The sequence below is a fragment of the Flintibacter sp. genome, assembly GCF_046973065.1.
The window spans coordinates 18,593-32,203 of record NZ_JBKVXZ010000002.1 but is presented as its reverse complement, the minus strand read 5'-3'; the positions used below and the strand labels follow the sequence as shown (position 1 = coordinate 32,203).

General features: G+C 53.8%; 14 protein-coding genes. 12 read left to right on the top strand and 2 right to left on the bottom strand.

Annotated elements, in window-relative coordinates; all coding sequences use genetic code 11:
- The first annotated feature begins 74 nt into the window (after positions 1–74).
- Positions 75–1,382, top strand: a complete 1,308-nt coding sequence (locus tag ACLTXB_RS00960; protein ID WP_412260863.1) for a M18 family aminopeptidase — start codon at positions 75–77, stop codon at positions 1,380–1,382.
- 213 nt (positions 1,383–1,595) lie between these two features.
- Here ACLTXB_RS00960 and ACLTXB_RS00955 read toward each other — a convergent pair whose 3' ends face one another.
- Entirely contained in the window at positions 1,596–2,777 is a 1,182-nt protein-coding gene (locus ACLTXB_RS00955) for an IS110 family transposase (protein ID WP_138309038.1), read from the bottom strand.
- 248 nt (positions 2,778–3,025) lie between these two features.
- Between ACLTXB_RS00955 and ACLTXB_RS00950 the strand changes: the two genes are divergently transcribed.
- From ACLTXB_RS00950 to ACLTXB_RS00910, 9 genes are all read left to right on the top strand, one after another.
- Entirely contained in the window at positions 3,026–3,850 is an 825-nt protein-coding gene (locus ACLTXB_RS00950; protein ID WP_287554457.1) for a nitrilase-related carbon-nitrogen hydrolase, read from the top strand.
- 937 nt (positions 3,851–4,787) lie between these two features.
- A complete protein-coding gene (locus ACLTXB_RS00945) occupies positions 4,788–5,054 on the top strand; it encodes an HTH domain-containing protein (RefSeq protein ID WP_287554451.1) in 267 nt (88 codons plus the stop codon).
- A 701-nt stretch (positions 5,055–5,755) separates the two neighbouring features.
- Positions 5,756–5,956 (top strand): hypothetical protein, encoded by a 201-nt coding sequence (locus tag ACLTXB_RS00940; RefSeq protein ID WP_428226063.1) that lies wholly within the window; start codon positions 5,756–5,758, stop codon positions 5,954–5,956.
- The gene (locus tag ACLTXB_RS00935; protein WP_317336164.1) at positions 5,953–6,219 is read left to right on the top strand and encodes a hypothetical protein; all 267 of its coding nucleotides are present in this window, start codon (positions 5,953–5,955) and stop codon (positions 6,217–6,219) included. Before ACLTXB_RS00940 ends, ACLTXB_RS00935 begins: the two co-directional genes overlap by 4 nt.
- Positions 6,201–6,653, top strand: a complete 453-nt coding sequence (locus ACLTXB_RS00930) for a hypothetical protein (RefSeq protein WP_317336162.1) — start codon at positions 6,201–6,203, stop codon at positions 6,651–6,653. Before ACLTXB_RS00935 ends, ACLTXB_RS00930 begins: the two co-directional genes overlap by 19 nt.
- 1,067 nt (positions 6,654–7,720) lie before the next feature.
- Positions 7,721–7,876 carry a hypothetical protein gene (locus tag ACLTXB_RS00925; protein WP_428226062.1) on the top strand — a complete coding sequence of 52 codons (156 nt, stop codon included), beginning with the start codon at positions 7,721–7,723 and terminating at the stop codon, positions 7,874–7,876.
- Between the two features lie 134 nt (positions 7,877–8,010).
- On the top strand, positions 8,011–8,118 hold the full coding sequence (locus tag ACLTXB_RS00920) for an IS66 family transposase zinc-finger binding domain-containing protein (RefSeq protein WP_317336168.1): 108 nt from the start codon (positions 8,011–8,013) through the stop codon (positions 8,116–8,118).
- Positions 8,119–8,258: 140 nt separating this feature from the next.
- Positions 8,259–8,558, top strand: coding sequence for an IS66 family transposase (locus ACLTXB_RS00915; RefSeq protein ID WP_412260866.1), 300 nt, complete (start codon positions 8,259–8,261; stop codon positions 8,556–8,558).
- Between the two features lie 5 nt (positions 8,559–8,563).
- Complete coding sequence (locus tag ACLTXB_RS00910) at positions 8,564–9,379, top strand: IS66 family transposase (protein ID WP_412260868.1); 816 nt, start codon at positions 8,564–8,566, stop codon at positions 9,377–9,379.
- Positions 9,380–9,552: 173 nt separating this feature from the next.
- On the opposite strand, the gene ACLTXB_RS00905 is transcribed toward ACLTXB_RS00910, so the two are convergent.
- Positions 9,553–9,711, bottom strand: coding sequence for a hypothetical protein (locus ACLTXB_RS00905; protein ID WP_428226061.1), 159 nt, complete (start codon positions 9,709–9,711; stop codon positions 9,553–9,555).
- A gap of 722 nt (positions 9,712–10,433) precedes the next feature.
- On the opposite strand from ACLTXB_RS00905, the gene ACLTXB_RS00900 reads away from it, so the two are divergent.
- Positions 10,434–11,279, top strand: coding sequence for a tyrosine-type recombinase/integrase (locus tag ACLTXB_RS00900; protein ID WP_317336154.1), 846 nt, complete (start codon positions 10,434–10,436; stop codon positions 11,277–11,279).
- Positions 11,280–11,941: 662 nt separating this feature from the next.
- Entirely contained in the window at positions 11,942–13,210 is a 1,269-nt protein-coding gene (locus ACLTXB_RS00895) for a type IV toxin-antitoxin system AbiEi family antitoxin domain-containing protein (protein WP_309468952.1), read from the top strand.
- The last annotated feature ends 401 nt before the right edge of the window (positions 13,211–13,611 follow it).

The window sequence follows — 13,611 nt, the reverse complement described above, 5'->3', positions numbered from 1 at the left end:
GCCCGAAGCCTCCCGGTTATCAGCCGGGAGGCTTCGGGCAGCCGATCAATATGGCTTAAAGGAGGATTGAGAAAATGGAACGAGATTACAGCGGCAAACTGCTGCGCTTTATTCAGGAGCACCCCAGCGTCTACCATGTGATCGAAGGCCAGCGGCGGATCTTGCTGGAGGCGGGATACGAACAGTTGCTGGAGAGTCAGCACTGGACGCTCCGGGAGGGAGGAAAGTATTTCCTCACCAGAAACCACTCGGCGCTCATCGCATTTCAGGTCCCCAAAAAGCGTTTCCGCGGTTTTATGTTGATGGCCAGCCACAGCGATTCCCCCGCTCTGAAGGTCAAGGAGAACCCCGAGATCACGGTAGGGGGACTGTATAAGAAGCTGAATGTAGAGTTGTATGGCGGTGCGCTTCTGGCGCCTTGGCTGGATCGCCCGCTGTCTGTGGCAGGGCGCCTTCTGGTGAGGACATCTGAGGGAGTGCGGATGCAGTTGGTCAATGTGGACAGGGACCTGCTTCTGATCCCGAGCCTGGCCATCCATATGAACAGGAGCGTCAATGACGGCTATGCGTATAAGGTGCAGCGGGATCTGCTCCCATTGTATGGAGCGGCAGAGGCCCCGGATCTAACGGCTCTTGTCGCCGAAACAGCTGGGATTTCCCCGGAGTCTGTGATTGGACATGACCTGTTCGTATACAACCGGCAAGCCCCCAGCATCTGGGGGGCGGACCGGGAGTTTATGTCCAGCCCGAGACTGGACGATCTGCAGTGTGCCTTCTCCTCCCTGTGCGGCTTTCTGGAGAGCGCCCCGGAGGAAAGCCTTCCGGTCCATGTGGTGTTTGACAACGAGGAGATCGGCTCGTCCACCAGGCAGGGAGCTGCTTCCCCCTTCCTGGAAGACACCCTCCGGCGGATTACGGAGGCGCTTGGCCTGACCTTTGGAGAATATCTGGAAAAGCTACCCCAGAGTTTCCTGCTTTCGGCCGACAACGCCCACGGGATGCATCCCAATTATGCAGACAAGTGCGATCCGGTCAACCGACCCAGACTAGGCGGCGGCGTAGTGGTAAAATATAGCGGAAATCAGAAGTATGCCACGGACGCGGTCTCTGCGGCAATCGTCCGTGTCTTGGCGAAAAAGGCAGGGGTGAAGCTCCAGGTGTTTACCAACCACTCGGATATTCCCGGCGGGACCACTTTGGGGAACATCTCTGTTCAGCATGTCCCTGTCAAGACAGCGGATGTGGGAATTGCGCAGCTGGCTATGCACTCGCCCTATGAGACCTGCGGCACTGGTGATACAGCGGAGCTGATTGGATTGGCCCGAAAACTGTTTTCGTCTTCTCTGGCAGAAAACGGTGATGGGGATTATACAATCGTGTGAAAAACCTGTCTCCCGACTGGGCGGAGGTATGTTCTGAACGCTGCGGCGGGACCGGGGAGGGCTCTGCGCCCTTGGAAAATGGAAAGAAAGACTAACTATTAAAAGTCAAGCCTGAAATGAATGGATTAGCAAAAAATTTTAGACGGTTCAAAAAGAGTATAGCAAAGCTGACGTCCGTTTGGACGCCTGCTTAAACTTATGCAAGAGAAAAGATTAAGCGACGCTGTTGTACGGTTGCCGGGATTTCTCCATGGCATAGATCAACCGAACCAACTTTTTGGCGGCGTGGGAAAGTGCGACGTTGTAATGCTTGCCTTCTGCCCGTTTTTTAGCCAGGTAGGCCTCGAAGGTTGAATCCCAAAGGCAGACATATTTAGTTGCGTTGTAAAGAGCGTAGCGCAAGTATTTGGAGCCTCGCTTCTCCATGTGTGAGTACGTGCCAGACAGCGAAAGCTGCCCAGATTGATAAGTAGACGGCGACATGCCGGCATAAGCAAGAATCTTATCCGGTGAATCGAAACGCGAGAAATCGCCAATCTCAGCCAGGATCATAGCGCCCATGCGGAAACCAATTCCGGGGATAGTTGTAATGGGAGACTGCATTTCTTCCATTATGGTCTGGATGGCGGATTCAATGTCCTCGATCTCGGTATTCAGTTCCCGGATCAGGCGGATCGTATGCTGCAATTCAAGAGACTTGGCAGGCATAACAGAGCCAACAGAACATCTGGCGGCATCCCGAAGTTCCGTGGCCATATCTCGTCCGTAGCGGCCTTTGGATGCATCGTTTAAGAGTGCCTTTAGGTGAGTTAGATGAGCTCTGGCAATCTGTTTGGCCCCAGGAAACTCGCTGAGAAGGGCATACACGGAAGCCATATGAAGTGTTGGAACCAGCTTTTCCAACTCAGGAAACAGAATGGTGACCAATCGGGAAACTGACTGCTTCAGCTTTGCTCGCTCCTTTACTTTGTCGAACCTGTATCTTGTGAGTGATTTTAGTTCTTCGTTGTGGTATGCTGTGTCTGTGTAGGACTTGAGGTCCACATCAGACATGAGCATAGCTGCAATGGTTCGCGCATCGACACGGTCTGTCTTCGTTTTGCGGAGGCTGAGGCTCTTTCGGTAAAGGTTGGTGTGCAGAGGATTGATAACAAAGGTGTGCAGACCTTTGTCAAGCAGAAATCCGAGAATGTTGTAGCTGTAATGTCCAGTTGCCTCAAGTCCTACTTTTATTTTATCTTCCGGACGGGCACAGCGATGAATGGTCTGCAGAAGGGTGTCAAATCCCTCTGCATTGTTTGAAATGGTGAATACATCTGCCAGGACTTCGCCTTCCGAGCTGAGGATGAAGCAGTCGTGCTTGTCCTTAGCAACGTCAATACCCACACAAATCATGAAAATACCCCCAGTATGTTTACTTGATGCTGGTTCCACAGGGCTCTTTACGCTTGTAACCTTGTTTCACATAAACCGTCTGGCGGTATCTAACTGATTAACAAACTGGTAAAGGGCTGTGGTTGGAGCCTTTCGTGAACCGTCATGCGGTAGGAGAACGCAACCAATCCACAGCATCCCTTATAGTGTAGCACAGCCCTTGGAGAGGGGCTCTAATAACTACTACTCTATAATACAAGGTGAATGCTATGAGTAGAAACGCGACAATCGCACTGGTGCAGATGGACTGCGTCATGCTGGACAAGGAGGCAAACCTGCAGAAGGCAAAGACCTTTATTGAGCAGGCTGCCCAGCAACATGCCGACCTGATCTGCTTTCCGGAGATGTTCTCAACCGGTTACAGTCCTGCTTTGATCGGGCCCAAATACATCGATGTGGCGGAGGAGCCGGATGGCCCCACCTTCTGCTTTCTAGCGGAACTTGCGAAAAAATACAGCATGTATATTGTTGCCCCTATTGTACTCAAGAGCGAGATCCCGGGATTGCTCTACAATGGCCTGATTGTGATTTCCAGAAATGGTCAGCTTATGGGGACCTATAACAAGACCCACCTGTGGGCGGGAGAGCGCTTTTGGTTCAGGGCTGGTGACCGGTACCCTGTGTTCCACATGGATTTCGGCACGGTGGGTCTCATGATCTGTTATGACGGCGGGTTTCCAGAGGTCTCCCGGATCCTGGCACTGTCCGGGGCAGAGCTGATTCTCTGCCCCAGTGCGTTCCCTATCCGTGATAAGGATATGTGGGACACCTATTTCGGCTCCCGCTCCCTAGAAAATTGCTGCTTTGTGGCAGGAATCAACCGCGTTGGAACTGAGGATGACTGTTATATGTTTGGCAATAACAAGATTTATAACTATCGTGGACATCTTCTGGCAGAAGCGCCTGTGGATGACGAGTTTTTGTTGGTACAAACCGTGGATCTGGACGATGTGGCCTATCACCGGGCAACGGATGTTCCCTATCTGCAGGATCGCCGGGTGGAAACCTATCAAAAGCTCACGGAGATGTATTGATCGGCTTAAAATTACAGCTGGGTAAAAATGGCCCGGATCGCGTCCTCCGGCAGAGGCATCTTCCTCTGGGCGGACCTGCCTGAGAGCATGGATACCATAGGGATATTTGACTTTGTTTTTAATACTAAAATATCGCCTACATTCCCGGCAGGTTTTTCTACACGGTCAGCAAGGAGAAGATCGTCCAGTACATCCCCATTCTGGGCAGCAAAATTAACCAATATCTCGAAAAATAATTAATAAGCAACGGTCCGGCCTGTTTGGATCCTGACAGTATTCGGACGGAAACCGCTGGTTTGAAGGCATGAGGACTTTCGGTTCCCCGGCTGCATTCCGTCCGTCAAACTGCTGTGCCGCAGTGCTTTTCGGACCTTTTGCTTCCTGAAATCCCCAAGAGCCAAAGGGCGATTCATTCCGCTCTGCGGTGGCTTTTGATATTCTGGTGCAGGATTTTGAGGGACAGATCTATCAAAATTTGCACCGCACTAAAGAATATAGAAGGCTCTCGATGAATAATGCAAAGAGACAAGACCGAGAACTGGGGCCCTGAACGGGAGAGTCACACGTTGCCGCCTGTGAGTGGTTTGTCTGAGGCTTTGGCAGAGAGGGCAGCACCAGGACGGCTGAAGCGGCTACGAACAGTGTGTGGCCTGTGTGCCCGCCACGGAAGCAGGGAATAGTCCCAGCCCCACCGAACCATTGGGAGCGGAAACAAGGTAGTTTTGAGGCTCTGCGGAGGACGAAAGAAAAAACAGGATAAAGACCGGGGGAGCGCAAGCGGCCTCCGGTCGGATCACAGCAGTCCGCAGTGCGGGCTGTTTCAAGGGTTTTCATAGGGCTGCGAAGTGGGGCGAAAATATGGGGATGAGATCACAAGGGTATGTTCTGGGGGCAAGGCTGTGTGATAAAATGAAGCCAATAGAAAGAGGCATCACACATGGCACGGAAAATGTTTGCCCAGGAGCAGGTGCGGGTTATGGCAGAAAATCCATACATGCTTCATGTGTCCACTACGCAGATTACTTTCACAAACGCATTCAAGGAAGAATTCTGGCGGAGATACCAGGAAGGGGATACGCCCAGAACAATCATGTGCGATTTGGGCTATGACCCGGAGGTGCTCGGAAGGAACCGTCTCAGCGGCATCCAGAATGTAGTTTGCAATCAGGTGGTTTCAGCAAAAGGTTTCCAAGAGCGTCCATAGCGCAAGCGCGGAGAGGGGGTAGCTGAATGTGGAGACACGACTCAGGCCCAGCTGCGGCAAATGCAGCACCGGCTGAAATATCTAGAGCAGGAGATAGAATTTTACAAAAAATACCCTCTGCCAGAGGTACGCGAAAGCAAGGGCCGTGGCCATGAACGAAGCTTCAACCATCTTTTCCCTAATTCACCAGACACTATCCAGCAGTGAAAATGAACTTTCCGTATCCATGATGTGCCGGGCAGCCGGGGTTTCCAGACTGGCTACTACGCGTGGTTAAAAGCCGCTTCGATCAGGAAGACGCGGGAAACATAGGATCGTGCTGATTTTGAGCTGGTTTTGGAGGCATACAACCGGCGAGGATATTCCAAAGGGGAGTGGGGTATCTATATGTGCCTAATCCACAATGCTCCGCCAGTGGTTATGAACCTAAAAAGATACGCCGGCTAATGAAAAAATATGGCCTGTGCTGTCCGATCCGGAGGGCAAACCCTTACCGAAAAATGAAGAACGCGATGAAAACGAACAACTACGCGCCCAATCTTCTGGATCGTGAATTTGAGAGCTATGGCCCACGGCTTGTACTCCTCACAGACATTACCTATATCCCCTGGGGCGGATCTTTCCTTTACTGCCTAATCATGGACACCTACACAAAGTAGGTGCTTTCCTACGCCCTCAGTCCATCCCTGGAGGTTGACTTTGTGTTGGACGCAGTCAATGTTTTGATGCGGGAGCATGGCGTCTCATTCCGCGCAGAGACTGTGATCCGCAGCGACCAAGGCTGCCATTATACCAGCTGCAAATTTATTGAACTCGTTGAATACAACGAGATTCGCCGCTCTATATCGCGCAAAGGAAGTTGCTGGTATAATGCGCCGCAGGAGAGCTTCTTGGGCATATGAAGGATTTAATATTTCCCTTCGCGGAACGCGGTACCTACGACTGGCTGGCGTGTACCGCCATACATCAGATCTACCCGATCATCGGCGGTAAGGTGGTTGGCGACATCACCTCGGCGGACATCAAAGCCTTGCTGAACCACTGGATGAACGAGGGCTACGCCTACACCACGGTCAAGAAGGTCTACAACATCCTCACCGACTACTTCCGCTATCTGACCCAGCAGGAATACATCCCGAAGGCCCTATGGCTGCGGCTCTCATAATCAAGAAGTTAAACTTCATAGCCAGTCAAGGCAAAGAGGATCTGCCAATCTTCGAAACTGTTTCTATCTCCACCCCAGATGAAATCGTAAAGTTTAAAGCCGAGGCGCTCCGCATCTGGGGCAACGGAACACGCATTTACCAGCAGGCGGCCGCCTACACGCTGATGCTGAACACCGGCCTCCGCACAGGGGAAGCCCTTGGCCCGCTGAACAGCGACATCGACTTGGAGAACCAGGTCATCCACCTCCAGCGGGGCGTGAAGGAGATCTCCCGGCGGGAGGGGGGCGAATCCACCAACGGTCGGGAGGTCAAAATCGGCAAACTGAAGAGCTCTTCCAGCAAGCTGGATATACCTCTCGACCAGGCAGCAGTATGCCATCCCGGCTCTGAGAGCAGAATGGTACTTCGGTCAAGACAATCCACTCATCTCTGATGAAGACGGAGGCCATACCCGTCCTGTAAACTTCCGGAAGCGGTACTACCACATCCTGGAAGCGGCTAATCTAAAGCAGAGGAGGCTCCATACCCTCCGCCGCACCTTCGCCACCAATCTGGTCGACGGCATCAGACAACCGGATGGGACGATCCGCGTGCTCTCCCCCGGCAGGTCGCTGACCTCTTCGGCCGCTCTACCTCGGAGATCGCAGAACTCTACTACGTGAAAAAGGATACCTCCCGCCTGGCAGGGATCCTGGCAGGATTCGCTCTCTGAGGCCTCTGAGGCAAGGGCTGAGGGCGGATTAAAAAGCTGAAGAAGATGTGAGATACTAATTCTCATTTTGGGAGGTGCCTTGAAAGAGGACACAGCTCATAGACTGCCATAGCAGCGGCATGAGCGTAAGGGGATGGCATGCGGAACACAATATTTCGACAGGGACCTACTACCGCTGGGAAAAGGAAGAGCCTTTCGTCGGCAGCCACGGAACTTATGTCCGCAACTTCAGTACCACAGCCACCGGTAGCCTTTGCAGAACTCCCATCGCCGCTTGAGCGGCAGACGATGGGTGGAGTGGTTGTCAGTATCCAGATTGGAAAAGTGAAATCAGACATCTATTCAGGTGAGGAGGTGCGGACACGGCTGTAGTGAGGGAGATTTTCCAGGTGCTGAAATCATGCTGAGTAACTTCACCGGAGCAGACAAGGTATGTATTGCCTGCGGTTATACGGATCTGCGGAAAGGAATCGATGGGTCGGCGGCTATGGTGCAGGGGGCAGTTTAAACTGGACCCGTTCACCAATATGCTGTTTCTGTTCTGCGACAGACGGCGGAATCGGATCAAGGGGTTCTACAAACGAGGCACGGCAGTTGATGCCGCAGCAGTACCGCTGGCTGATGGAGGGGCTGAAGGTAGAGCAGCCAAAGGCCCACCGCCGGGGGATGACCTGCATATAATTTAGTCAGAAAAACATCTGGAATCACTGGAAATTCAATTTTGGGTTCAAGTATAGTATGATTAACCCGTGAAAAATGAAAGAAATTATGGGACAAGCGCCCCAGAGATGGTAACTATTTCACGGGCGGAATATGAGTCTCCGAAAGCGGAAAGAGACGAACTGAACCAGAAACTGGACTGGCTTCTGAAACGGGCTCTCCTGAACAGGAAGAAACTCTATGGGGTGTCCTCAGAGCGGCTGGAAGAAGAGCTGATGGGTTAATAGAGACGCGGGTAGCCGCCCATACCAGGCGCTCCTCCTGGCTGGAGGAGCGTCTGCCGGACAATGTGCCTGTGGAGGTAGTGGAACACCGCATCCCGGGAAACGAACTGAACTGTCCCGTCCGTGGCACAGCCATGATGGAGATTGGAAGGGACGTCCGACGCACATTGGTGATGATCCCGGCCCAGGTAAGGCTCCGGGAAGACATTTATTTTACCTACGCCTGCCCCAAATGCAAGTAGGAAGGGACAGAGACACCGATCCACAAGGCGGAAAGGTTCCCCGCCCTGATTCCCGGCAGCTATACCTCCCCGGAGGCGGTCGCCCACATCATGGTGCAGAAATTTGTGATGTATGCACCGTTGTACCGGCAGGAGCAGGAGTGGAACCGGGCAGGCGTGCAGTTGAGCCGGCAGACCATGAGCAACTGAGTGCTGCGGGTGGCGGAGGACTGGCTCTGAAACTGGTATATGAGGAACTGCACAGGCGGCTCATCCAACGGCAGGTGCTCCACGCGGATGAAACCACGCTGCAGGTGCTGAAGCTGGAGGGCCGAACAGCCCGGAGCAAATGCTATATGTGGCTGTACCACATCAGCGGGGGACGCGAAGTACCCCATTGTGCTGTACCTACCCAGAAGGCGGAGAACGCGGCTGCCTTTCTGGAGGGTTTCTCCGGGTGACTCGGATGGCTGCGCTGATTACCACCGGTTGCCTGAAAACATCCGGGCAGTTGGCTGCTGGGCGTATCTGCATGGTGAATGTCCTGCCGAAGGACCAACGCGCAGGTTGTGCGGCACTGGAGGAGCCGGAGTACTGCAACCCCCTCTTTGGAATTGAACAGGAATTGGCGGGACAGTCGCCGGAAGAACGATATGAACAGCCCCTGGCCCCGTCCAAGCCGGTGATGGACGCTTTATTGGTATGGGCTGAGATGAAGAGCGCTGCTGCGCCGAAGTCCGCGCTGGGTAGGGCACTGTATTATCTGCGGGAACAGTGGCCATACCTGATCCGATTTCTGGAAGATGGGCGGCTGGAGATCTCCAATAACGGTGTGGAACGCAGTGTAAAACCCTTTGTAATGGGACGGAAAAACTGGCTGTTTGCAAATACGGAAGGTGGGGCCCAGAGCAGCGCAATGATTTACAGCTTGATTGAAACCGCAAAGGAAAACGGCCTTGCTCCCTACCGCTATTTCATTCATGTGCTGACGGAAGCCCCCGGGCTGGCAGCCAAGGCGGTTGTTGGGCAGAGAATCTTCTGCACCTGCTTGATGCGGTGTTGGATGCACTGTCCTGACACCTTCTCCCAGCGTGGGTGTGGCTTGGCCACGCCCACGCTCCTTTATTACGCCTTTTTGCTTGACGTTTGCAATCATTTCTACGGAAAAACAACACCCCCCCCGATTTCTCGGGGTTTTCAGGATAATCAATGGCAGGGGCAGAAGGATTCGAACCCCCGGCACGCAGTTTTGGGTGGCTGTGGATATCTGCACTTTATATAAACTTCTCCTTAGTGTCCCAAACGCTTGCTAGTTTGCATCGGTTCACTTTTTGCCATTCTGATGCTTTTCTGATGCTGTTGTCCCCCTATCCAAACAGGGGGCAATCAAATGTTGATATGCGCTATATCAAAGACAAGAGAGAGCTTTCGAGCAGAAGCTATTACTGGGTTTCTTCAGTTCGCTGATTTGCCAGGTGTGGGGATCAACTGTCTTTTCCAAATCATCCATGCGATCTTCCATAATGTCCATGGCATCCTCTTGCGCTCAATACTGTCCAGCCGTTCGGAAAGCGCATTGAACTTTGGATCAAGATAGGCCTCCATGAGTACCATTGTCTCACTGATAGCTCTTTTCTGTTGCGCCATCTCCAGAACCATTTTCTACTTCTACTGGGCCATCAGATGGGAAATCGCCTGCAGATTCTTTTCCTCCAGCATCTCTATCATCTCTCACTCTATTTTGCGTCATTATAATCGCGGCACAACTTGGCTACCAAAGTGTTGCAGGTAAAATTTTCCAAGTACCTGTTGATAATAAATAATTCGGGCAAAAGGTTTTCTACACGCCGCATCCGGCGCTTTACAAGAGTTCACTCGGCTTATGAGGTAGCTTCCGATATTGTGTGTTTGCCATAAGAAGCCGAGAGGAGCAGATATTCATGGCATAAGTTCCTGTTACAAGATGTCAGTACTGGTGGTCACAGGATATCGGAGATGGCTGGCAGCATGGAGAGGCCCTGGTGACCTTCAAATATCATAGAGTGTTGGAGATCCGGCTGAAATACCTGATCTGTCGGCGCTGCGGGGCGGTGCTGGATCAGTGCGTGGCGGAACCCCACCGTTTCCCGCAGGCGAAGTCGCGCTGACACAAGGGCGCACCGAATAATTATGAAAAGAAAAGCTAAAAGCTCGCATATCTCCTAGGCACCGGTGGCAATCCTATCTTTACGGCGCAATGGGAACGAAGCCCACAGCGGTAATAGCCGCTGTGGGCTTCGTTGTTTCCGCCTTTCCTGTACAATATCAATATGCAAAATCGAGGGGGATTCATTGTTATGTCAGAACAAAGACTCACAGGGTATCAGATTCAGGGATATGCCCAGCACCTCAAGCTGGAGGAGAAGAGCGAAGCCACCCTGGAAAAGTATCTCCGGGACATTCGGGCGTTCGCTGCTTGGGCGAACGGGCAGAAGATCAGCAAGGAGCTGACCGCGGAGTGGAAAAACCACCTGGTAGAGCAACACTACGCGCCCACCTCTATCAACGCCATGCTCTCCGCTTTAAACAGTCTGCTGGAATTCCTTGGCCTCAACGACTGCCGGGTAAAATTCCTGAAGGTTCAGCGTCGGCTATTCCGGGACGCTGACCGGGAACTGACTAAAGACGATTACCAGCGGCTTTTGAACACGGCCTATCAGCTTGGGCGGGACCGACTGGGGCTGCTGGTGGAGACCATCGGAGCCACGGGTATCCGGGTCAGCGAAGTAAAATATGTCACAGTGGAAGCCATTCGTCAGGGCAAGGCGGAGATATCCCTCAAGGGCAAGATCCGCACCATCCTGTTGCCGGGAAAGCTCCGCCGCAAGCTATTGAAATACGCGCAGAAACAAAAGATCGCCTCTGGCGCGATCTTTCGCACCAGAAGCGGAAGAGAGCTGAGCCGCCGTCAGATCTGGGCAGAACTGAAAGGGCTGTGCAAGCACGCTTGTGTGGAGCCAAGCAAGGTGTTTCCCCATAACCTGCGACACCTGTTCGCCACAGTCTTTTACCGGGTCTGTCGGGACATCGTCAAGTTGGCGGACCTGCTGGGGCACAGCAGCATTGAGACTACCCGCATCTACCTGGTGACCTCCGGCTCGGAGCACCAGAGAGCACTGGACCGGCTGGGGCTTGTGTCATAATCTCAGAATCAACATTCCGACAAGATGATCGCAAAAAAATAACCTGTTCTACATATTTATAAATAAATTTTACCACAAAGGACACCTGCCTGCAAGAGGGATTCGCCCCTTTGGGCAGCAGAACAGAGCCGGAAAAACGTCAAATTTTATCCGGCTTGAATCCTTGTGCCATTTTTCATGCCCGTGCTCCCCGCACGGGCTCTTTTTTTGCGCTTTTTCCACCGGGTTTCTCGATCTGAGTCAGTTGGGCACGGGATGGAATGTTGATTCTGTGACGAAATGGAATGAGCCACCTGTTGAGATCCATTCAAGACCAGCGGCATACGGGGGAATGTCCAGGACCCCGACCGGCAGGCGCTATGTGGGGAAGTCTAGAGAAAATACTGGTACAGCGCTGTGCTTCAGGGCCTGATGGACCTATGCATGAGGATGGCTCGACAACAGTCCAGTGAAGGTCCGCAGCCAATACATAACACACAAAATGGCGGCAAACAGCGCATAGAGAAGCGCTGGAAAAGTCGAAAACAACAGGCGCGTCTGCGGCGGGGCACCGCCGCATCTGACCGGGTGGCGCTCCTGTCGGGGAGTGCCGGAGAAAAGAGGACTCGTTCATATGTATCACGATGATAACACTTTCTGAGCCCGGCCGTGAGGAGACGCATATGGGAAAGATAACTTTCAATCGGCCGGACGAACCGGCCATGGTTCGCCTTCTGGCAGACGAGCGGCACACGGCGGCAGGCATCATCCTCCGCTTGGCCTGGAAGCAAGGGCTGACCAGAGAGGAGATGCAACGCTTAACCTGGGCGGATATCGCCCCGGATGAGGGCGGGATTCACCTGCCGGATCGGACTGTCCCGCTGGAGGAGGAAACTGCGTCCTGCCTGCTGGATCGATACGCCTTCCTGGATGGTGTCACCCCGTATGTAGTGGTATCGGACCGCCGTCGGCAACAGATGCCGCGAGAGTCCATTTCCCGGCTGGCTCGGCAGGCTCTGGACCGGGCGGGCATCGCCAGCATCAGCCTGATGGATCTTCGCCACGATTTCATCATCCGCCAGCTGGAGGCGCACGATTGGCCATACGTGGCCCGGATCAGCGGCATCGCTGTACATACCCTCTATGCCACCTTTTCCGATTATCTGCCCCGGACACAGCCCGCTCCTGCAGAGGATCCGCCGGAGGCCTATGCCTTTCTCCTGTGGAAGGTTCTCCAGTCCCAGGGGAGCTCCCTGGTGGGACTGGCCCTGTGGCTGGGCTGGAAACTGGGGATGCAAGCCCGGGAGATCTTAGCTCTTACATGGTCCCAGGTGGACCTGGACCAGGGTGTCATCCATCTGCCGGATCGGGACCTGTCTCTGGGCGTAACCCTGCGGCGGCTGCTGCGAGAGACATGGAACCGGCGTTGTCTCGACGACGATCCCCATGTGTTGCTTTCTCCCAACTCCAGGCGCCCGGTAGACCAGCCGCGCCTTTCCAAGCTGGTCCGGACGGCCCTGATTCGAGGCGGCATTGAGCACGTGGGCCTGGGGGATCTGTGCCGCCAGGAACGCCGGGAAGTCGACAATGCCCGTCTGCTGGAACTGGCCGAAAGCCAGGACGCCATCACCCGGCGGGACGCTATGAGCCTGTTGAATCTCTCTGAGGCGGCGGCCTATGAGCGGCTGCGGCAGCTAACAGTCCAAGGCCGTCTGGTGCGTGTGGGGCGGAAGTACTACCCTGCCGGCCAGGTGGTGCCGCCGGACCGGCAATACGATGTAATCCGAGTATTTCTGGAGCGATGCGGCAGTGCCTACCGTCAGGACCTGGCTGCCCTGCTGCACATCGGGAACCGCCAATGCGCCCTGATTCTGCGGCACATGGTAGAGGACGGCCGTCTGGTGCGTGTGGGGCAACAGTACTATCTCCCCGAGCAGGAGGAGGTTTTATAAGTGGCGAGAGGTGGGTCTGTCGGCCCACCTTCGTTTTCACCAAAACTTACAAACTCTGGATATGTTACAGCAGGGAAACAAACATCTCCCGGCAAGTGGCACCCCGTTTTTCAATTAAGTTAAAAGAGTCGCCAAACGCTGGACAGCGGCCAAAATTTCCCTTACATTGGCGTTGCGGACGGCGGGAGTGTCACTGGCGGCCGGCTCTGTGGTTGGTGTAGGCCGACACAAGTTGGTTGGCTAGCCCCCACACGAATCTCAGACCCGGCGGCAGGCATACCGGCGGACCGCAAATATTTTAAAGGAGGAGAAATCCCAAATGAAGAAGTTCCTTTCTCTGGTGCTTGCTCTGGTGATGACCATGTCTCTGGTCACCGTCAGCGCCGGCGCCAAGGACTTCA